Annotated in this window: 18 protein-coding genes and 1 tRNA gene; 6 read left to right on the top strand and 13 right to left on the bottom strand. The window is 66.7% G+C overall.

Going from position 1 to position 18,811, the window contains the following annotated elements; all coding sequences use genetic code 11:
* The 3 genes from BCY78_RS23095 to BCY78_RS23085 form a co-directional block, all read right to left on the bottom strand.
* Complete coding sequence (locus BCY78_RS23095; RefSeq protein ID WP_068306541.1) at window positions 1-1,179, bottom strand: aminotransferase class I/II-fold pyridoxal phosphate-dependent enzyme; 1,179 nt, start codon at window positions 1,177-1,179, stop codon at window positions 1-3.
* Window positions 1,180-1,397: 218 nt separating this feature from the next.
* Window positions 1,398-1,958, bottom strand: a complete 561-nt coding sequence (gene rsmD, locus BCY78_RS23090) for a 16S rRNA (guanine(966)-N(2))-methyltransferase RsmD (RefSeq protein WP_068306539.1) — start codon at window positions 1,956-1,958, stop codon at window positions 1,398-1,400.
* Window positions 1,958-3,157, bottom strand: coding sequence for an NAD(P)/FAD-dependent oxidoreductase (locus BCY78_RS23085; RefSeq protein ID WP_068306537.1), 1,200 nt, complete (start codon window positions 3,155-3,157; stop codon window positions 1,958-1,960). Before BCY78_RS23085 ends, rsmD begins: the two co-directional genes overlap by 1 nt.
* Window positions 3,158-3,254: 97 nt before the next feature.
* Here BCY78_RS23085 and BCY78_RS23080 point away from each other — a divergent pair, with 97 nt between their 5' ends.
* Complete coding sequence (locus BCY78_RS23080) at window positions 3,255-3,740, top strand: peroxiredoxin (RefSeq protein WP_068306535.1); 486 nt, start codon at window positions 3,255-3,257, stop codon at window positions 3,738-3,740.
* 81 nt (window positions 3,741-3,821) lie between these two features.
* Here BCY78_RS23080 and BCY78_RS23075 read toward each other — a convergent pair whose 3' ends face one another.
* The 8 genes from BCY78_RS23075 to BCY78_RS23040 form a co-directional block, all read right to left on the bottom strand.
* Window positions 3,822-4,703 carry a mechanosensitive ion channel family protein gene (locus BCY78_RS23075; protein ID WP_068306533.1) on the bottom strand — a complete coding sequence of 294 codons (882 nt, stop codon included), beginning with the start codon at window positions 4,701-4,703 and terminating at the stop codon, window positions 3,822-3,824.
* Window positions 4,704-4,792: 89 nt separating this feature from the next.
* Window positions 4,793-5,098, bottom strand: coding sequence for a 4a-hydroxytetrahydrobiopterin dehydratase (locus BCY78_RS23070; RefSeq protein ID WP_068306531.1), 306 nt, complete (start codon window positions 5,096-5,098; stop codon window positions 4,793-4,795).
* The gene (locus BCY78_RS23065) at window positions 5,098-5,688 is read right to left on the bottom strand and encodes a glutathione S-transferase family protein (RefSeq protein WP_068306529.1); all 591 of its coding nucleotides are present in this window, start codon (window positions 5,686-5,688) and stop codon (window positions 5,098-5,100) included. The genes BCY78_RS23070 and BCY78_RS23065 overlap by 1 nt, the downstream gene beginning before the upstream one ends.
* A complete protein-coding gene (locus BCY78_RS23060) occupies window positions 5,685-6,866 on the bottom strand; it encodes a GNAT family N-acetyltransferase (RefSeq protein WP_233499481.1) in 1,182 nt (393 codons plus the stop codon). The genes BCY78_RS23065 and BCY78_RS23060 overlap by 4 nt, the downstream gene beginning before the upstream one ends.
* Before the next feature lie 75 nt (window positions 6,867-6,941).
* A complete protein-coding gene (locus tag BCY78_RS23055) occupies window positions 6,942-7,721 on the bottom strand; it encodes a glycerophosphodiester phosphodiesterase family protein (RefSeq protein WP_068306527.1) in 780 nt (259 codons plus the stop codon).
* Window positions 7,721-8,185 carry a RidA family protein gene (locus tag BCY78_RS23050; RefSeq protein ID WP_068306525.1) on the bottom strand — a complete coding sequence of 155 codons (465 nt, stop codon included), beginning with the start codon at window positions 8,183-8,185 and terminating at the stop codon, window positions 7,721-7,723. Before BCY78_RS23050 ends, BCY78_RS23055 begins: the two co-directional genes overlap by 1 nt.
* 176 nt (window positions 8,186-8,361) lie before the next feature.
* Window positions 8,362-9,651, bottom strand: a complete 1,290-nt coding sequence (locus BCY78_RS23045) for an HlyD family type I secretion periplasmic adaptor subunit (protein WP_068306523.1) — start codon at window positions 9,649-9,651, stop codon at window positions 8,362-8,364.
* Window positions 9,651-11,348 (bottom strand): type I secretion system permease/ATPase, encoded by a 1,698-nt coding sequence (locus BCY78_RS23040; RefSeq protein WP_158515992.1) that lies wholly within the window; start codon window positions 11,346-11,348, stop codon window positions 9,651-9,653. The genes BCY78_RS23045 and BCY78_RS23040 overlap by 1 nt, the downstream gene beginning before the upstream one ends.
* A 134-nt stretch (window positions 11,349-11,482) precedes the next feature.
* Here BCY78_RS23040 and BCY78_RS23035 point away from each other — a divergent pair, with 134 nt between their 5' ends.
* A complete protein-coding gene (locus tag BCY78_RS23035; protein ID WP_068306519.1) occupies window positions 11,483-12,286 on the top strand; it encodes a VacJ family lipoprotein in 804 nt (267 codons plus the stop codon).
* Window positions 12,273-12,881 carry a phospholipid-binding protein MlaC gene (locus tag BCY78_RS23030; RefSeq protein ID WP_225295822.1) on the top strand — a complete coding sequence of 203 codons (609 nt, stop codon included), beginning with the start codon at window positions 12,273-12,275 and terminating at the stop codon, window positions 12,879-12,881. The genes BCY78_RS23035 and BCY78_RS23030 overlap by 14 nt, the downstream gene beginning before the upstream one ends.
* Window positions 12,882-12,955: 74 nt before the next feature.
* On the opposite strand, the gene BCY78_RS23025 is transcribed toward BCY78_RS23030, so the two are convergent.
* Window positions 12,956-15,139 carry a transglycosylase domain-containing protein gene (locus tag BCY78_RS23025; protein WP_083195260.1) on the bottom strand — a complete coding sequence of 728 codons (2,184 nt, stop codon included), beginning with the start codon at window positions 15,137-15,139 and terminating at the stop codon, window positions 12,956-12,958.
* A gap of 273 nt (window positions 15,140-15,412) precedes the next feature.
* On the opposite strand from BCY78_RS23025, the gene BCY78_RS23020 reads away from it, so the two are divergent.
* Entirely contained in the window at window positions 15,413-15,751 is a 339-nt protein-coding gene (locus tag BCY78_RS23020) for a P-II family nitrogen regulator (RefSeq protein ID WP_068306514.1), read from the top strand.
* Between the two features lie 26 nt (window positions 15,752-15,777).
* Entirely contained in the window at window positions 15,778-17,139 is a 1,362-nt protein-coding gene (locus BCY78_RS23015; RefSeq protein WP_068306512.1) for an ammonium transporter, read from the top strand.
* Between the two features lie 141 nt (window positions 17,140-17,280).
* On the opposite strand, the gene BCY78_RS23010 is transcribed toward BCY78_RS23015, so the two are convergent.
* Window positions 17,281-18,315 carry a LacI family DNA-binding transcriptional regulator gene (locus BCY78_RS23010; protein WP_068306510.1) on the bottom strand — a complete coding sequence of 345 codons (1,035 nt, stop codon included), beginning with the start codon at window positions 18,313-18,315 and terminating at the stop codon, window positions 17,281-17,283.
* Window positions 18,316-18,656: 341 nt separating this feature from the next.
* Between BCY78_RS23010 and BCY78_RS23005 the strand changes: the two genes are divergently transcribed.
* Window positions 18,657-18,733 (top strand) — tRNA-Arg (locus BCY78_RS23005).
* Window positions 18,734-18,811 lie beyond the last annotated feature (78 nt).

The raw sequence follows: 18,811 nt of genomic DNA, 5'->3' as shown, positions 1-18,811 counted from the left end.
TCACGAATACAGACAGTTGCGCAGAAGGCGCAGACCGTGACGGGTTTCCTCGGCCGTGGCGACCAGCGCGACACGGATGTAGCCCTTGCCCGGATTGCCCTCGGCGGTATCGCGCGACAGGTAGGCGCCCGGCAGCACGCGCAGCCCGGTCTCCTGCCACAGCTTGACGGTGGCAGCCTCGCCATCGGCGACCGGCAGCCACAGGAAGAACCCCGCTTCGGGCGGGGCATAGGCGTTGAGGCCGGCGAAGACCTCATCCGCGATGCGGTACTTTTCCTGATAGAGCGCGCGGCTCTCAATCACATGCGCCTCGTCGTTCCACGCAGCGGCAGCGACGGCTTGCAGGGGCTCAGGCAGCGGCGCGCCGGCATAGGCGCGCAGCTGGCGCATGGCCTTGGCGGATTGCGGACCGGCCGCCACGAAGCCCGAGCGCAGGCCGGGCAGGTTCGAACGTTTGGACAGCGAGTGGAAGGAAACGACGCGCTCAGGGTCGGTGCCCAGCTGCGCCGCGACTTCCAGCACGCCCGGCGGGGGCGCGTCGCGGTAGATCTCGGAATAGCATTCGTCGGCGAAGACGCGGAAGTCGTGCTTTTCGGCCAGAGCCAGCAGTTCCGCCCAATAGTCGCGGCTGGCCACAGCGCCCTGCGGGTTCGCGGGCGAGCAGACATAGGCGATGGTCACCCGGTCCAGCAGCGCCGGCGGCAGCGAGGCGTAGTCCGGCAGATGGCCGGTCGCGGCGGTGGCGGGGACATAGACGGGCTCGGCCCCGACGGTCACGGCGGCGATGGCATAGACCTGATAGAACGGGTTCGGCGTCAGGATGACCGGGGTCGCGCCGTTCTTCTTCTCAGGCGAGAGGGCGACGGCAGCGTTGAACAGCCCCTCGCGGGTGCCGTTGAGCGTCATCAGACGATTGGTCGCGATATCAACACCATAGCGGCGCTTCAGCCAGCCAGAAATGGCGTCGAGCAACGGTTGATTGCCCTCGTTCGTCGGGTATTTCGCGAAACCGCCGATATTCGCGGCCAGCACATCCGCCACGAAAGACGGCATGGCATGACGCGGCTCGCCAATGGTCATGGCGAGGGGTTCGCCCCCCGGCTGCAGGGGGTCGAGGAGTGCGCGCAAACGCGGAAATGCGTACTCCGGCAGGTTCGAAAACCGCTCAGGAAATGCCATGGATGCCTCTGCTCGTCGGGATCATGTCGCCCCGTTTGGGCCGAGGATAACCGGCGCGGGGCGACAGGTCCAGAAAAACGGTGGGGATTCCGGGCGCTTGGCGCGGGGGCTGTGGCTTTTGAGTCGCGGGGCCCCTGCCCTGCCATGTCGCGGGGCCCCTGCCCTGCCATGTCGCGGGTGGCGGCGTTGGCAGGGCGTATTTAGGGCAGAATGAAAGATCAGGGCGCGCGCAGGATCGTGATCCATGTCTCGCCATAGCGGCGCTGATCCAGCGTCTCGAAGCCGGCGGGGGCGCCTTGGGGGGCGTTCTCCTCCCAGACGATCGTGGCTTGCGGGGCGAGCCAGTCATTGTCGCGCGCCGAAGCCAGCGCCTTTTCGCCCAAGCCCTTGCCATAGGGCGGATCAAGGAACACCAGCCCGAAACCCGGCCCGCGATTGGGGCCGAGGTCCGTGGCGTCGCGGCGATAGAGGCGGGTCGTGCCCATCGCGCGCATCTTCTCGATATTGGTGCGAATGAGCGCGCGGGCGGCGGCGCCGTCATCGACCAAGGTGACCTGCGTGGCGCCGCGCGAGAGGGCCTCGAGCCCCAAGGCGCCCGTCCCGGCGAAGAGGTCCAGCGCGCGCTGGCCCGAAACCAGATCACCCCATTTCCCCTGCGCGAGCATGTTGAACAGCGCCTCGCGCACCCGGTCCGAGGTCGGACGCAGATGGGCCGAAGGGTCGCCTGCCCCGACCTCGGCCAGTTGCAGGCCGCGTGACGTGCCGCCGACGATCCGCATCAGAGCAGCGACTTCAGCTCGGTCGCGGGATCGGAGATGGCCGCGGGATCGGGCGATTTGCCGGCCTCGATCAGGCGCTTGCCAACCATGTAGCCGCGCGGGTCGTTCATCGCGTCGACCGCGAGCAGCGTGTCGCCCTGATAATACCAATGGCTGCGGGCGGCGCCGGCCTCGCGCACGACGATCCGGTCGTAGCCGGTGTTCAGGCCCGCGATCTGCAATTTGAGGTCGTATTGGTCGGACCAGAACCACGGCTTCGCGACATAGGGTTTGTTCGCGCCCAACATGTTGGCGGCGACGGCCTCGGCCTGATCGATGGCGTTGGGCACGCTTTCCAACCGGATGCGGCTGCCGCGATACACGAAGCTGGCGCAATCGCCCGCGGCCCAGATCGCGGGGTCCGAGGTGCGGCCGAAGTCATCGGTGGCAATGCCGTTGTCGAGGGTCAGCCCGGCGGCCTCGGCCAGCGCGGATTCGGGCGCGATGCCGATGCCGACGATGGCGAAATCCACGTCGATATGGCTGCCGTCTGCCAGATCGGCGCCGTCGACATGGGTCTCGCCCGTCAGACGGGTCAGGCCCAGCCCTTCGCGGATCTCGACCCCGTGCGAGGCATGCAGGCTGCGCATGTAATCGGCGGTCTCGGGCGCGGCGACACGGCCAAGGATGCGCGGCGCGGCTTCGATCAGCGTAACCTTGAGGCCCTTCAGCGCGGCCACCGCCGCCGCTTCGAGCCCGATATAGCCGCCGCCAACGACCAGCAGGCGCTTACCGGCGGAGAAGTAGGGCGCCATGGCGTCGATGTCGGACAGTCTGCGGACGCCGAACACGCCCTCCAGATGGCCGCCGATGGCGGCGGGCAAGCGGCGCGGTTCGGAGCCGGTGGTCAGGGCGAGCTGATCATAGGACAGCACCTCGTCGCCCAGCCGGATCTGCTTGGCGGCCGGGTCGATGGCCGTGACCTTGGCGTCGGTGCGCAGGGTGATCTTCTGATCGGCGTAGAAGGCGTCCGAGCGCAGGTAGAGACGCTCGAGGTCCATCTCGCCCAGCAGGTATTTCTTCGACAGCGGTGGGCGCTGATAGGGGGGCGCGGGTTCGTCACCCAGCAGCGTGATCGTCCCCTCGTAGCCCAGATTGCGCAGTTTCGCTGCCAGCGACGACCCCGCCTGCCCTGCCCCGATGATGACAATACCTGCCATGGACGTCCTCCCGTCTTGTCTTCCCCGACGCCGCACTGGATGCTGCGCCCCGCAGAGATATATCCCCGCCCGAACGACTTACCCAGAGGAGACGCCCATGTCCATTTCCGTCGGTGACAGCCTGCCCGAAGCCAGCTTGCAGAAGATCGGCGCCGAAGGTCCCGAGGCCGTGTCGGTCAAGGACCTGACCGCCGGCCGCAAGGTGGTGATCTTCGCCGTGCCGGGCGCCTTCACGCCCACCTGCCACTCGGCGCATGTGCCGTCCTTCGTGCGCAGCATGGAGGCGCTGAAGGGCAAGGGCGTGGACGAGGTGGTCTGCGTGTCCGTGAACGACGCCTTCGTGATGAAGACCTGGGGCGAGGCCACCGGCGCGACCGAGGCCGGCATCACCATGCTGGCCGACGGCATGGGCGAGTTCACCGAGAAGCTGGGTCTGGGCTTTGACGCCGCCCCCGTGGGGCTGAAGGGCCGCTCGAAGCGCTATGCGATGATGGTCGAGGATGGCGTGGTGAAGGTCTACCACCCCGAGACCGGCAAAGGCTGCGAGATCTCGGGCGGCGAAGCGATGGTCGACGCGCTCTGAGGATTGGCGTGGCGGTGGGATGAAATCCCACCCTACGCGATGCACACAGGGGCCGCCTCCGATCCGGGGCGGCCCTTTTGCTTACTCCGCCGCCTGCCGCAGTTCCGGCGCCTCGCCCCCGGCCATGACCAAGGTGCGATAGGGGAAGGGGATCTCGATCCCGGCCTCGTCCAGCGCCTCTTTCACCCGGCGCTTCATGTCGGCCTGATAGGTGAAGTAGGCCTCAGAATCGACCCAGACCCGCACGAGGAAATCGACCGAGCTGTCGCCGAGGTTGTTCACCTGAATGAAGGGCTCGGGGTCCGGCATCGACCGTTCGTCGGCCATGATCGTGTCGAGGATCACCTGCTCCGCCCGCTTCAGATCGCTGTCGTAGGACACGCCGAAGGTCCATTCCGCCCGGCGGGTGGGATAGGCCGAGTAGTTTTCGATCGTGTTCCCCCAGACCTCGGAATTGGGGATGATGATCTGGGTGTTTCCCAAGGACGCCAGCTCGGTGAAATTGAGCGAGATGTCCTTCACCGTCCCCATCTCATCGGCGATCTCGACGAAATCCCCGACCTTGATCGGGCGGAAGATGATGATCATCACCCCGGCCGCCACGTTGGACAGCGTCCCCTGCAGCGCAAGGCCGATGGCGAGGCCGGCCGCGCCCATGGCCGCCACGAGCGAGGTCGTTTCCAAGCCGAACCGGTTGAGGACGAAGATCACCGTGAAGGCGAGGATCGCATAGCGGCTGATCGACCCGAGGAAGTTGAACAGCGTGGTGTCGAGCTTGTGGTGCTTCTCGCCGAGTTTGCGGATCCGGTGCGAAGCCCAGCGCCCGACGAGGAAGCCGAGGAACAGGATCGCCACAGCCGAGACGACATTGCCGAGGATCGAGGCGAGGAAATCCACGGTCAGCACATCGCCGATGGTCACGCCCTCGGCGATCTGCATCGACAGGAAATCAGAGAAAGTCATCGGCGCCCTTCCTGCGTTACCAGCCTCCCGCAGGGCCAATTAGCGCAGACGGCGGGCCCGTCGAGGATAAGGGCAACCGCCGGCGCCCCTCAGGCGCCCACGATCTGGTCCATTGCCTGCGCCAACTTCAGGTCCAGCTCGGTCAGGCCCTTGGCGTCATGTGTGGTCAAAGAGACCTCGACCTTGTTCCAGCTGTTCGACCAATCGGGATGGTGATCCAGCACCTCGGCCGCCAGCGCCGCGCGGGACATGAAGCCCCAGGCCGCGCTGAAATCCTTGAACCGGAAGCTCTTGCTGATCCGGTCCTTGGCGTCGTCATGGGTCCAGCCCGCGGCCGTCAGCTCCGCCAGAGCTTCGTCGCGGGCAGCGCCCGTCAGTTTCAATGGGCGGGCCATCAGCTGTCCTTCTCCACGGCGGCCAAGCGGGCCGGGCGATCCTTGAGGCGGTCCCAGTAGTCGGTGAAGGCCGCGATCTTGGGGAGGGTGCCGAACATCATCCCCCAGCCGATCTGCGAGCCGGTGTAGACATCGACCGCCGTGAAGCGATCCCCGGCGAAATAGGCGCTGTCTGCCAGCCGTCCCTCCAGCGTCGCGACGACCTCCTCGAGGCTGCCATAACCGACCGCGCCCTTGCGTTCGGGCGGGACCTGCACGCCCAGGGCCTTGTTAGTCACCGCGGCCTCGACCGGGCCGGCGCCGAAGAACATCCAGCGGTAATAGGCGCCACGCTCAGTCGCCGTCGGGGCCAGACCGGCCTCGGGGAAGGTTTCGGCCAGATAGGTGCAGATCGCCGCGCCCTCGGTCACCACGACGCCGTCATGTACGATCGCCGGCACCTTGCCCATCGGGTTGAGGGCCAGATACTCCGGCGCTTTCATCGTCGTGCCGTAGTCGAGGATCTGGGTCTCGTAGGGCTGGCCGACCTCTTCCAGCATCCATCGCACGATGGCCCCGCGGGATCGGGGATTGGTGTAGAACCGGATCATTCGCTCTCCTCCTCCTGCGCGCCGGCGGGGCGCCCCTGCTCCAGCGCACCGCGACGGAACGGGGCATAGGCCTCGAGGTAGCGCATCTCGTCGCCCACAGCGGCGGTCTCGGCCCTCAGGTAGTCCTCGACCGCCGACTGGAAACGCGTGTCCGGGAAGAAATGCAGCGAATGCACCTCGGCCGGCAGGTATCCGCGCGCCAGCTTGTGCTCGCCCTGCGCCCCGGCCTCGACCCGCGACAGCCCGTTCGCCAGCGCCCAATCGATGGCCTGATAATAGCACAGCTCGAAATGCAGGCAGGGGTGATCCTCGACACAGCCCCAATAGCGGCCGAACAGCGTGTCGGCGCCGATGAAATTGAGCGCGCCGGCAACCCAGCGGCCCTCCCGCTCGGCCAGCACCAGCAGGATGTCCTCGGCCATGCTGTCGTGCACGAGGTCGAAGAACGCCCGCGTCAGATAGGGGCTGCCCCATTTGCGGCTGCCGGTGTCCTGATAGAAGTGCCAGAAGGCGTCCCAATGGTCGGGCTGCAGATCGGCACCGGTCAGCGCATGGATCGTGCCGCCGAAACCCTGCGCCTGCGCCCTCTCCCGCCGGATGGTCTTGCGCTTGCGCGAGGACAGCGCGCCGAGGAAGCCGTCGAAATCGCCGTAGCCGTCATCCTGCCAGTGGAACTGCTGCGTCACCCGGTGCAGAAACCCCTCCTCGACGCCCAGCGCGGCTTCCTCTGCCGTGCAGAAGGTCACATGGGCCGAGGACAGGTCGTTGGACCGCGTCACCTCGGCCAGCGCGCGCAGCAGGATCGGTTGCAGCTCCTCCGGGCCCAGAAGGCGCGGGCCGGTCGCCGGGGTGAAGGGCACCGCGGATTGCAGCTTGGGGTAATAACGCCCGCCCGCGCGGTGCCAGGCATCGGCGAAGGCATGGTCGAAGATGTATTCGCCCTGACTATGCGACTTGGCATAGAGCGGCATCGCGGCCAGCAGCCGGCCGTCCTGCCGGATCAGCAGATGCTTCGCCTCCCAGCCGGTGCCGGGACCGACCGAGCCGGATTGCTCCAGCGCCAGCAGGAAGCGATGGGTGGTGAAAGGATCGCGCGGACGCGGCTGCGACGGGCCGCCGAGCGCGTCCCATTCGGCAGCGGGGATCTCGCGGATCGTGTCGACGAGGGTGATATCCACAATCTCTTCCTGTGGTCTTGGCCCCCACCAAGCTGGGCGAACGGCGGCGAGGGTCAACCCCCGCCGCCGCGCAAATCAGGTCCGGTCGGCCATGTAGCCCTCGAAGGTGACATTCTCCGCCACCTGCCGGGCCTGTGCCTCGTCCTCGGCCGAACGAATGGTCCAGCACAGGATCGCCGCGCCCTGGGCCTTCAACTCGGCCACGCGCGGGTTGTCGAGATCACGCCACAGATGCGAGATAAAGCTCGCCCCGACATGGTCGTAATCGGCGATCGCCGCCAGCGACTGGCGATGCGCCTCCATCTCGGGGCCGATATCCTCAGGGAAATGGTCGCGCGGGAAGGGATAAGTCGTCAGACCCCGCGCGATCTGCGGCGCAAGGCGCTGCATGTGCTCGACCGACGAGGGGTTGAACGACATCACCGCCACCGGCCCGCCGTAGCCCTGCAGCGCGGCCGCGGTGGCCGCTTCCAACAGACCGTTGGTCGGCCCCATGTTGCCGGATTGGTCCTTGATCTCCACCAAGAGCGGCACCTGCCCCGCCACTTCGTCCAGCACCTGCCGGAAGGTCGGGATCGGCTCCGCGGACGAGCGCACGCGGATGCGTTGCAGCTCGTCCTTGGTCCGGGCGTTGATCGGCCCGGTCTCATAGGTCAGGCGGTCCAGCACGTCATCGTGGAACACCATCGCCTCCCCGTCAGCGCTGGGCTGAAGGTCGATCTCGATCGCATAGCCCTCGCGGATCGCGGCCCGGATGGCGGGCAGCGAGTTCTCGGGCCGGCGGGCCCCCGCATCATGCAGGGCCCGATGCGCCACCGGCAGGCGCAGGAAATCCGGATGCAGGGGGACGCGCATCAGGCGAGCTCGAAGATCGCTTCGATTTCGACCGCGACGCCCAGCGGCAGCGACGGGGCGCCGACGGCAGAACGGGCGTGACGACCGGCGTCGCCCAGCACGGTCACCAGGAAGTCCGAGGCGCCGTTGATGACCTTGGGCTGGTCGTGGAAATCGGGGGTGCAGTTGACGAAGCCGGTCAGCTTCACCACGCGCTTCAGCTTCGACCAATCCCCGCCCAGCGCGGCCTTGCATTGCGCCAGCAGCGAAAGCGCGCAGGCCTGCGCGGCCTCGGCGCCCTGCTCGGTCGAGAGGTCGGCGCCCAGCTTGCCCTTGATCAAGCCGCCCGCATTCTGGCTCACTTGGCCCGAGACAAAGACCTGGTTGCCGCTGATCACCCAAGGGACGTAATTCGCCGCCGGTGCCGGGGCGTCGGGCAGCGTATGGCCCAGTTCCGCGAGGCGGGCATCGATATCTTGGCTCATGGGATAACTCCTGTCGCGACGGGCCGACATGGCCCTCGTTTCGCGCGCGAACTAATCACGTTTGGCTCCTCCCGGAAAGCCCTCGTGATCCGGAAAACAGCCCGCCTGATCCGTGGAGGACGCGCATGTGCGCTGTTACGCCCGCGAGGAATATCCTTTCGTTCCAGCCCGTTGCCTCAAGGTTCACGTAGGGCGCGGGCGAAATGGTCGCGGATCGGATCAATCAGATAGGCCAAGGGCGTGCGCTCCCCGGTGGCAATGAAGGCCTGCACGGACATGCCCGGCACAAGCTCATCGCGCCCGACGATGTCCAGCGTCTCGGCCGTCGGGATGATCTGTACGCGGAAGTGGCGCGTGCCCGTCTGCTCATCCGCGATCGTCGCGGCCGAGATATTGGTCACCCGGCCCGGCAGATCCGGCAGATTGCGCGCGGCGAGGCCCGGAAAGCGCAGGAAGGCGGGCTGCCCAAGCTCGACATGGTCGATTTCGTCAGGGCTGACCCGGACACTGAGGATCGGTGCCGGTGGCGGGGCGATGATCTGCATCACCTCCTGCGCCGCGCGCAACACGGTCTCCGGCGCCGGCAGGGACAACGCATGAACCACCCCGGCCGCCGGCGCGCGCAGTTCCAAAGCTTCCAAGCGTGCCCGCAGCGACGCCCGGCGTGCCCGCAGTTCAATCAGCTGCAAGCCGGTATCGGCATAGCGCTCCTCTGCCTCCTCGCGCCGGGTGGCGCGCAGGGTCTCGGTCTGAAGCGCAATCTCGGTCACCTGACCGCGAAGCTCTGAATTTCGTGCCAGCAGCGCCGCCCGCGAGCCTTGCAACCGGGCGTAATCGCGCGCCATCTCGCTGACGCGGCTGGAGACGGTCAGTCCCCGGCTGCGCAGCTCCATCTGGTTGTCCAATTCCTCACGCAGGATGCCCATTTCCGCGTCCATCTCATTCCGCTGGGCAATCAATCCTTCCAGCTCGGCCTCGGCCTGCCGGCGCCGTTGCACCAGCTGCGCCTGTTGCCTTTCGAACGTCTCGCGCCGGGCATCGAACAGCCGCAACTGTGCGCCCAGTGCCCGAACGCGCCGGCGGTCCTGCATCGCATCGAGTTCCAGCGGCGGGAAATCAAGACCGTCCCGTTCCGCCTGCAAGCGCACCTGTCGCGCCTGCCCCTCAACGATCTGAGCCTCGATGAAATCAAGCTCGGTCTGAACCGCGCGACCATCGAGGCGGATCACAACCTCCCCCGCTTCGACATGCTGCCCCTCGGTCACATAGACTTCGCTGACGACGCCACCATCGGGGTGCTGGACAGGGTGCCGGAAGGCGCTGACATCCACCTCGCCCGAGGCCACGACGGCCGAGACGATGGCCGCACGCGCCGCCCAGCCGATCAGCCCGAGAGCCAGCACCGCGCAGGCCGTCAATCCCAGCGCTGCCGGTCCCCGGGCCGAGAGTTCGCGAACCTCGGGCATCAGCCTCCCCTCCCGCTGCCGGTGCTGACCACGGCCATGTGGTTGCGCACCATTTCCCGCAGAATGATCTCGCGCGGCCCGAAGCCGGTCTGAACCCCGTTGTCGATGACCAGAAGATCGTCGCATTCGGCAACCGAGGTCGGCCTCAGCGCCGTCACCACCACCACGGCCCCGCGCGCCTTCAGAGCCCGCACCGCCGCGTTGAAGGCCGAGATCCCGTCGGCATCCAGATTGGCCGAGGGCTCATCCAGAATGACCAGCGCCGGGTCGTTATAATAGGCCCGGGCCAGCCCGATCCGCTGCATCATGCCGCCGGGCAGATGCGCGGCTTCGGGTTCCGTTGAGGTACGATATCCGTCCGGAAGCGCGAGGATCGCGCTATGCACCCCGGCCAGCCGGGCGGCGGCTTCGACCTTCTCGGGCGTGGCATCCGGATCGTGGCGCGAGATTGCCTCCGCCAGCGTGCCCGGCAGCAGCGTGAATCGTTGCGGCAGATAGCCGATGCGCTTGCTCGGCACCCGGGCAAGCGGAACCTCGCCCAACCGCAGCGTGCCAGCCGACGGCGGGACCGAACCCGCGAGGACCCGTGCGAACAAACTCTTGCCCGCGCCGCCCGAGCCGATCACGCCCAAGGCCGTGCCCGGCGGCACCGCGAAACCGTTCAACCGAAGCACCGCTTCGCGCCGCCCTTGGGGCACGACAATCAGGCCACGCACATTCAGCGATCCACCGACCTCGCCCAATGTCGGCTCGATCGGGGCGCCGGTCGCGCGCAGGAAGGCATCCAGCCGCCGCCAGCCGGTGAAGGCCACATGCAACGTTCCCCAATGGGCGGCGAGCTGTTCCACCGGGGCCAGCGCACGGCCCAGCAGGATCGAGGCGCCGACCATCAGGCCGGGGGAGAGTTGGTTGTTCAACACCAGCCAGGCGCCAAGCGCCAGGGAGGCCGATTGTAGGAACAGACGGAAGGTACGCGCCAGCGATGTCGACCGCACCGACCGGTCGGAGGTGCGCAGAAGGGCCGAGAGGGCCTCATGCCGATACTGCCGCCAGCGGTCGAACACATCGGGCGTCAGGGCGGCGACACGGTCACCGCCCTCATGCTCAATCGCGGCCTGCAGATGGTCCGCAGCCGAGCCCTTGTAGCGCGCATCGCTGAGCTGACGTCGTTGTTGCAGGTGGCCGGACACCGCCATCAGGGCCAGTGTCACCCCGCCCGCCACGGCCAACCAGCCCAGCAGGGGATGCACGAAATACAGCAAAACGAGGAAGGCGGCCGTCCAGGGCAGGTCCAGCAGGCTCTGCGCCACGCTGGAGCCCAGCACGCGCTGCACCATGTCCAGATCCTGCATCGCCAGAGACGCGCGGGGATCGGGGGGATCGCGCAGGCGGGCGCGCAGCGCGGCATCAAACACGCGTTGCTCCAGCTCATGGCGGGCGCGACCGCCGACGCGGGACAGTACCTGCGCCCGGGCGGTATCGACCCCCGCCATCATCGCGTAAAGGAAGGCCACCAGCGCGAAAAGCACGAACAGCGTCGCGGTCGAGCGGCCGGTCAATACCCGGTCGTAGACTTGCAGCATGAAGATCGGCCCGGTCAGAACCAGAAGGTTCGAAACCGCCCCGAATCCGATGGCTGCGACCCACAAACCGCGGGTCTTCGCTGTCCAGTTTCCCGCCGTGATACGATACGGCATCTTGCACCCCATACCTGGGAGTGCCCGCAGGCGCACATGCCCCGCATGCTTGCCCTTGTTACATTCCCCTTTTAAACCACCCTATGAACCGAGGTGTTGGCATTCGGTAAATGCGACCAGGGAAGGACAGTGCGATGGCAGGGTTTCTGACGCGGAAATCGCTCCCCAGGACGGGCCTCGGACTGCTGGCCGTTGCGGGTTTGCTGGCCTTGGCCGGTTGCGCAGGCGCCCCGGCACCGAGCGGCACCTACGATCCCTACGAATCGACCAACCGCGCGTGGTTCAACAATAATATGGCCCTGATGGGCGCCGTGACGGGGGATCGTGACCGCTCGGAAGCGGCGACCGATGATGCCGCGCTTGATGCCGACGCCACAGCCCCGACGCCGGCGCGCCAGCCGGGAACTTTCCGTCGCATTGTCGGCAATTTCGGCTCGAACCTTGGCATTCCGTCGACCGTATTGAACGACCTTCTGCAGCTGCGCCCGGACCGCGCCGCGGAGAATACCTTGCGGCTGGTCGTCAACACCACGATCGGGCTGGGTGGGCTGTTCGATCCGGCCGGCCACATGGGCCTGCACGGCCGTACCAGCGATTTCGGCGAGACGCTGCACCGCTGGGGCGTGGGCGAAGGCGCCTATGTGGTCCTGCCGGTTGCCGGCCCCTCGACCGAGCGTGACGCCTTCGGGATGGTGGTGGATGTCGCCCTCAACCCGCTGCGCTTCGTCCTGCCGCAGCCCGAGCTGAGCTACAGCACCGCCGCGCGACTGGCCGGACGGGTCGCCGTGGCGTCGGAATATTCCGACCTTCTCGACGCAAACGTGATCAACACCGCCGATCCCTATGCTCAGGCGCGCCTTCTCTACCTCCAGACCCGGCGCTATCATCTGGGCGTCGAAGCGGAGGATGAGTTCATTGACCCCTATGCCGATTTCTAAGCCGAGCCGCCGACAGCTGCTGGCCGGCCTCGCTGCCGCCGCCGCGCTGCCGATGCTGCCCGGACGGGGCCTTGCCCTGACCCAATCGCAGGCCTCGTCGCTGATCCAGCAGGTGATGGCCGACGTGCAGGACATCATCAACTCGGGCGCCTCGGAATCGCGGATGATCGCCCGGTTCGAGGATCTGTTCGCCCGCTATGCCGATGTGGCGATCATCGCCCGCTCGGCGCTTGGCCCGCCGGCCCGTTCGGCCTCGGCCGGGCAGTTGAACAGCTTCACCCAAGCGTTCCAGAGCTATCTCGCGCGGAAATACGGCCGCCAGTTCCGCCGCTTCGCCGGTGCGACGGCGCAGGTGACGGGCGCGTCCGAGGTGCGATCGCTGTGGGAAGTCTCGTCGACGATGACCATGCGCAACGAAGCCCCGTTCGAGGTGCGTTGGCATGTCTCGGACCGCTCGGGCGCCGTGCGCTTCGTCAACATCATCATCGATGGCGTGAACGTCCTCGCGGCCGAACGGCAGGAGATCGGCACGATGCTGGAGCGTCGGGGCGGCGACATCAACCGTCTGATCCAGGACCTCGGCCAAGCCGGCTGATCCCCGGCACCAGCGATAGGAAAAGGGCGCTCCGCGAGGGGCGCCCTTTCTCGTTTGGCGTATCGGTCCTGCGGTCAGTTCCCGAGGATGCCGTTCAGGATGCCCATAACCGCATCGCCAAGGTTACCGCCGCCGCCGGTGCTCCCGCCGGGCGTGCCGCGCGTGCTGGGCGGCTCCAGCGCCGGGGCCTGCGGCACCAGCATCGGCAGGGGATGCAGCGGCATGCCCTGATTCACCCGCACCATCGTTTCGCGCCAGATCTCGGCCGGCAGGCCGCCACCGGACACCCCGGTCAGCGGCGAGTTGTCATCGTTGCCCATCCAGACGCCGACGACGTAATCGGCGGTGAAGCCCACGAACCAGGCATCGCGGGCCGAGGTGGTCGTCCCCGTCTTGCCCGCCGCCTGCCGTCCGTCCGGCAGACGCGCGCGACGGCCGGTGCCGTAATCGGCGTCGATCACCTGGCTCATCATCCAGACCAACCGCTCGGCGGCTTCTTCCGAGATCACCCGCTCGCCAATCCCCGAACCGATGGTCATCAGCGGCGTCGTCTCGCCGGCCAGCGTCAGCGAGGTGAAGCCATAAGGCCGCACGGCACTGCCGCCGTTGAGGATGCCCGCATAGGCCGCCGTCATGTTGATCAGCGTCGCCTCGGAGGCCCCCAGCGCCAGCGCCGGCCCCTCGGCCAGATCCGAGGCCAGACCGAAGGCGTTGGCGGCGCGACGCACCCGCTCGCGCCCCATCGCTTCCGAGATCCGCACCGCCGGGATGTTCTGCGACCGGGCCAAGGCCTCGGCCAAGGTCATCATGCCGAGGAAGTTGTTGGTATAGTTCCGCGGCGTCCACGGGCCCGAGCCCGGCACGTTGATCGTCAGCGGCGCGTCCTCGACAAGGTCGTAGGGCATGTAGCCGTCGTCCATCGCCAAGGCATAGACGAAGGGCTTGAAGGCCGATCCGGTCTGCCGCTCGGCCATCGTCGCGCGGTTGAAGCCGCCGACGGTATAACTTCGCCCGCCGACCATGCCGCGCACCGCGCCATCGGCCGACATCACCACCACGGCGGCTTCGGCGGTCGACCCCTCGCGCACACGGTCGGCAAAGACGGTGCGGACGGCCTCCTCGGCGGCGCGCTGAATGCGGGGGTCCAGCGTCGTCTGGATCATCACATCTTCGGTCGTGTCGCGGGTCAGATAGGCGGGGCCGGTGTTCATCACCCAATCCGCAAAGAACCCGCCGACATGGCTGTCCGCGGCCCCGTGCAGGGTGGCCGGATTGGCGCGAGCCTCGGCAAAGGCGGCATCGGTCAGGTAGCCCTGATCGTGCATCAGCCCCAGCACCGTCGCGGCGCGATCCTGCGCGCGCTGCAGGTTGCGGGTCGGCGCGTAATAGCTGGGCGCGGGCAGAAGGCCGGCCAGCATCGCCGCCTCGGGGGCATCAAGCTCGCTGGCGGAATGGCCGAAATAACGCTCGGACGCGGCCTCGAACCCACGGGCGCCCGCACCGAGGAAGGCGCGGTTCAGGTAGATCGAGAGGATGTCGTCCTTGGAATAGTGCAGCTCCAGCGCGAAGGCATAGGGCAGCTCCTGAATCTTCCGCCAGACCGTGCCTTCGCGGCAATCGGCCTCGTAATCGGCCTCGGTTTCCCATTGGTCAGGGTCGAATTCACGCCCCAGACAGAGCAGCTTCGCCACCTGCTGGGTGATCGTCGAGCCGCCCGAGCCCCGGAACGCCCCGCGCCCGGCAGCGATGTTGTTGGCGATGGCCCCGGCAATACCGCGCGGGCTGACCCCGAAGTGCCAATAGAATCGCCGGTCTTCCGAGGCAACGACCGCATTGCGCAGATGTTCGGACACTTCCGAGGCATGGGTGTAGCCGCCAAAGGTCTCGCCGCGCCAGGCGAAGACCTCGCCATCCGCGTCGCGCATGGTGACCGAGCCGCGCGCGCGGCCGTCCAGCAACTCGTTCACGTTCTCGGGCAGGGTCGAGTAGAAATACAGCGTCGCCACGGCCATCACCGTGATGCCCACGGCGGTGACACGCCAGAACACGCCCCAGATCAGGCGGAAGGTCCAGCGAAACAGGCCGCCGATGAAGCGGGTCAGGAAGTTGCCCTTCTTCGGCGCCCGCTTCGGCGGCTTGCGCCCACCGCCGCCGCCAGAGCGTCCCCGACCGGAATCACGACCGCCCGATGACGCACGCGTCACCGTGTTGCGACGGTCCGCCACGAGGGGGGGACGCCGAGTGCCCTTGGATGCCATGCGCGATACTGCCCGTCTGCCACGTCTTTCTTCGGCGGTTACCATACAGCCGCGCCCAAGGCTTGTCAGGGCCTCGGAACGCCGCGATTCGCCTTCGTGATGCGCTTAAAAATTCACCACAGATGCTCATTTGTTCATTTTTTAGGCAGCAATGCCGGATTCACGGCGGTTTACCGCCTGCGGATTCGTTGCGCATGGCCCGTTTTCTGAGCGGTATGAGCGCAGGAGGCGCCCCAAGCCGGGCGCTGCTGGGACCGCAATAAGGGGGCACACGTGAAGTACATCATTGCAGCAATCAAGCCGTTCAAGCTGGAGGAGGTCCGCGAGGCGCTGACCACCATCGGCGTTCGCGGCCTGATGGTCACCGAGATCAAGGGCTTCGGCACGCAGTCGGGTCACACGGAAATCTATCGCGGCGCGGAATACGCCGTGAACTTCGTTCCGAAGGTGAAACTGGAAATCGCCGTGCCGGACAGCCTGGCCGAGCAGGTCGTCGAGACCCTCTCGCGCACCGCGCGCACCGGCAAGATCGGCGACGGCAAGATCTTCGTGCTGGATCTGGAACAAGCGACGCGTGTGCGCACCGGCGAAGCCGGCGACGACGCGCTCTGATAGGCAGGGAAAAGGGACACAACGATATGAACCTGAAGAAAATCCTCCCCCTGGCAGCGATGGCGGCAATCGTGCCGCTGACGCTCTACGCCCAGGAAACGGCGGTCGCCGAGGCCGTCGTCGAAGCCGTCGAGGCTGACGTGACCCCGCCGATGATCGAAGTCGGTTACATCTTCAACACCCTGCTGTTCCTGATCGGCGGCTTCCTGGTGATGTGGATGGCCGCGGGCTTTGCGATGCTCGAGGCCGGCCTCGTGCGTTCGAAGAACGTCGCCATGCAGTCGCTGAAGAACATCGCGCTCTTCGCCCTGGCCGCGATCCTCTACTACCTCGTTGGCTACAACCTGATGTACCCGGGCGACGCCTGGACCGTCGACGGCGTGATCGGCGCCTTCGCGCTGACGGGCCTCGAGCCGGTTGGCTTGGCCGACACCGAAACCGACCTGACCTACGCCTCGGTCGGCTCGGACTTCTTCTTCCAGCTGATGTTCTGCGCCACGACCGCCTCGATCGTCTCGGGCACCCTGGCCGAGCGCATCAAGCTGTGGCCGTTCCTGATCTTCACGATCGTCCTGACCGGCTTCATCTACCCGATCCAGGCTTCGTGGAAATGGGGCGGTGGCTTCCTTGACGCCGATTACGGCTTCCTCGACTTCGCCGGCTCGACCGTCGTGCACTCGGTCGGTGGCTGGGCGGCTCTCGCTGGCGCTCTGATCCTCGGCCCGCGTATCGGCAAGTACAAGGACGGCCGCGTCAACCCGATGCCCGGCTCGAACCTGACCCTTGCCACCCTGGGTACGTTCATCCTGTGGCTCGGCTGGTTCGGTTTCAACGGCGCTTCGCAGCTGTACATGGACACCGCTGCCAACGTTGCTGACATCTCGCGCATCTTCGCCAACACCAACACCGCTGCTGCCGGTGGTGCGATCGCCGCGCTGATCCTGACGCAGATCCTGTACAAGAAGGCCGACCTGACCATGGTCCTGAACGGCGCCCTTGCCGGTCTGGTCTCGATCACCGCCGAGCCGCTGACCCCGGGTCTGGGTGCTGCAACCCTGATCGGCGCCTTCGGTGGCATCCTGGTCGTGCTGGCCGTGCCGATGCTGGACAAGTTGAAGATCGACGACGTGGTCGGCGCCATCCCGGTGCACCTCGTCTGCGGTATCTACGGCACCATCGCCGTCCTGTTCACCAACCCGGACGCGACCTTCTACGGTCAGATCATGTCGATCATCATCGTGGGCGTCTTCGTCTTCGTGGTCTCGGCGATCGTGTGGATGGTCCTGAAGGTCACCATGGGCCTGCGCCCCTCGGAAGAAGACGAGATCATGGGTCTCGACAAGGCCGAGCTGGGGATGGAAGCCTATCCCGAATTCTACCGCGGCTGATCCTCTCCTCATCCGCGAGAAAGCCGAACCCCCGGGCCAGCGCCCGGGGGTTCCCTTTTGTCCGAAGGCCCGGGCGCTGGTGCCCATGCAAAAGGCGCGCCCCTTGGGGGGACGCGCCTTTCCTGTGCCTGCCGGGATCTGTCAGCCGCGGATCGTGTCGCCCGGCTCCAACCTCGGGGTCAGCTCGATCCGGTGTCCGCCGATCAGGCCATCGTCGAAGCCCTTGCCGGCGATGATCGCGGCCGCACGCTCGCCGATCTCGCGGCGGCAGGCGTCGATTGTGGCCAGTTGCATCGGCAGACCGTCGAGGAAATCCGTGCCGTTGAAGCCCGCAAGCCCCAGCTGGCCGGGGATGTCGTAGCCCTTCTCCAGGCAGTACAGCAGCCCCCCCGCCCCGATCATGTCGTTCGAATAATAGAGGAAATCGAGGTCCGGCGTCCGGGTCAGGATCGCCTCGGTCAGCTCACGCCCCTTTTTCAGCGCCGAGCCGCCCGAGTAGAATTCGGTATCCGCCAGTTCGATGCCATGCTCGGCCAGACCCTCGGTCAGGCCCTCCAGACGTTTGCGCGCCCGGTGGTCGTCGGCCATCTTGGTGCCGAGGAAGCCGATGCGCTTGTAGCCCGCCTTGACGATGGCATCGGCCATCTGCCGACCGGCCGCGCGATGCGAGATACCAACGACCGAGTCAATCGGCTCACCATCGGAATCCATGATCTCGACAATCGGGATGCCGGCGTTCTCCAGCATGGCGCGCGCGGCCTCGGTATGTTCCAGCCCGGCGATGATCACGCCCGAGGGACGCCAGGACAGCATCTCGTAGAGGACATTCTCCTCTTTCTCGGCCGAGTAATTGGTCACGCCGAACACCGGCTGCAGCCCGCTGTCCTCCAGCGCGGCGGAAACCCCACCGAGCACCTCCGGGAAAACCATGTTGGACAGGGACGGCACGATTACCGCGACGAGGTTCACCTGCTGCGAAGCCAGTCCGCCGGCGATCTTGTTGGGCACGTAGCCCAAGGTGCGCGCGGCGGCGAGGACCTTTTCACGCGTGGCCGGCGAGACATCCTCGCGGTTGCGCAGCACGCGGCTGACGGTCATTTCGCTGACGCCGCAGGCTTCGGAAACATCGCGCAAGGTCAGGGGCCTGCGATTGTCGTTCTGACGCGGATTGGACATGCCACTGGCTCCCTAGTCGGAGCGGCAATGCACGAGGGCCGGCTCCGAGACCTCATATTCCATCTTTGTAGAACGTCGGTCGAGCCGGTGTCAAAGCCTTGACGGTGCAGATGATAGCGCCCACAGCCAAGGCCCGCCGATCCCGAGGCCGCACGCGTCCAAGCCTCCCCCCTCGGAGCCCGCGAGCACGGTCTACCTGTTGGGCGTCCTCGGCACCTGTTCGAAGACCTGACCAGAGCACGTCGTGATGGGCCCCCGCACTCTGCCCCCCACCCTCAAGCGCGGAAATTTCCCGCCCGGGCTTGCCTTGCCGAACCCGAGCCGCGATAGAAGAACGTGGCGGTCCCGTGGCTCAACTGGATAGAGCAGCCCCCTCCTAAGGGGACGGTTGGGGGTTCGAGTCCCTCCGGGACCACCAATATAAACAGGGGAATCGGAGCGGGTTTGGGGTTTTCTCTCTGGTTCATTGAACCATTTTCTTCGGCCCGCCGCGATA

This window comes from Pararhodobacter sp. CCB-MM2, assembly GCF_001691415.1.
In the GTDB taxonomy this organism is placed as follows: Bacteria; Pseudomonadota; Alphaproteobacteria; order Rhodobacterales; family Rhodobacteraceae; genus Pararhodobacter.
Note: the sequence above shows the minus strand (reverse complement) of the source record. Positions and strands in the feature narration are given on the sequence as shown.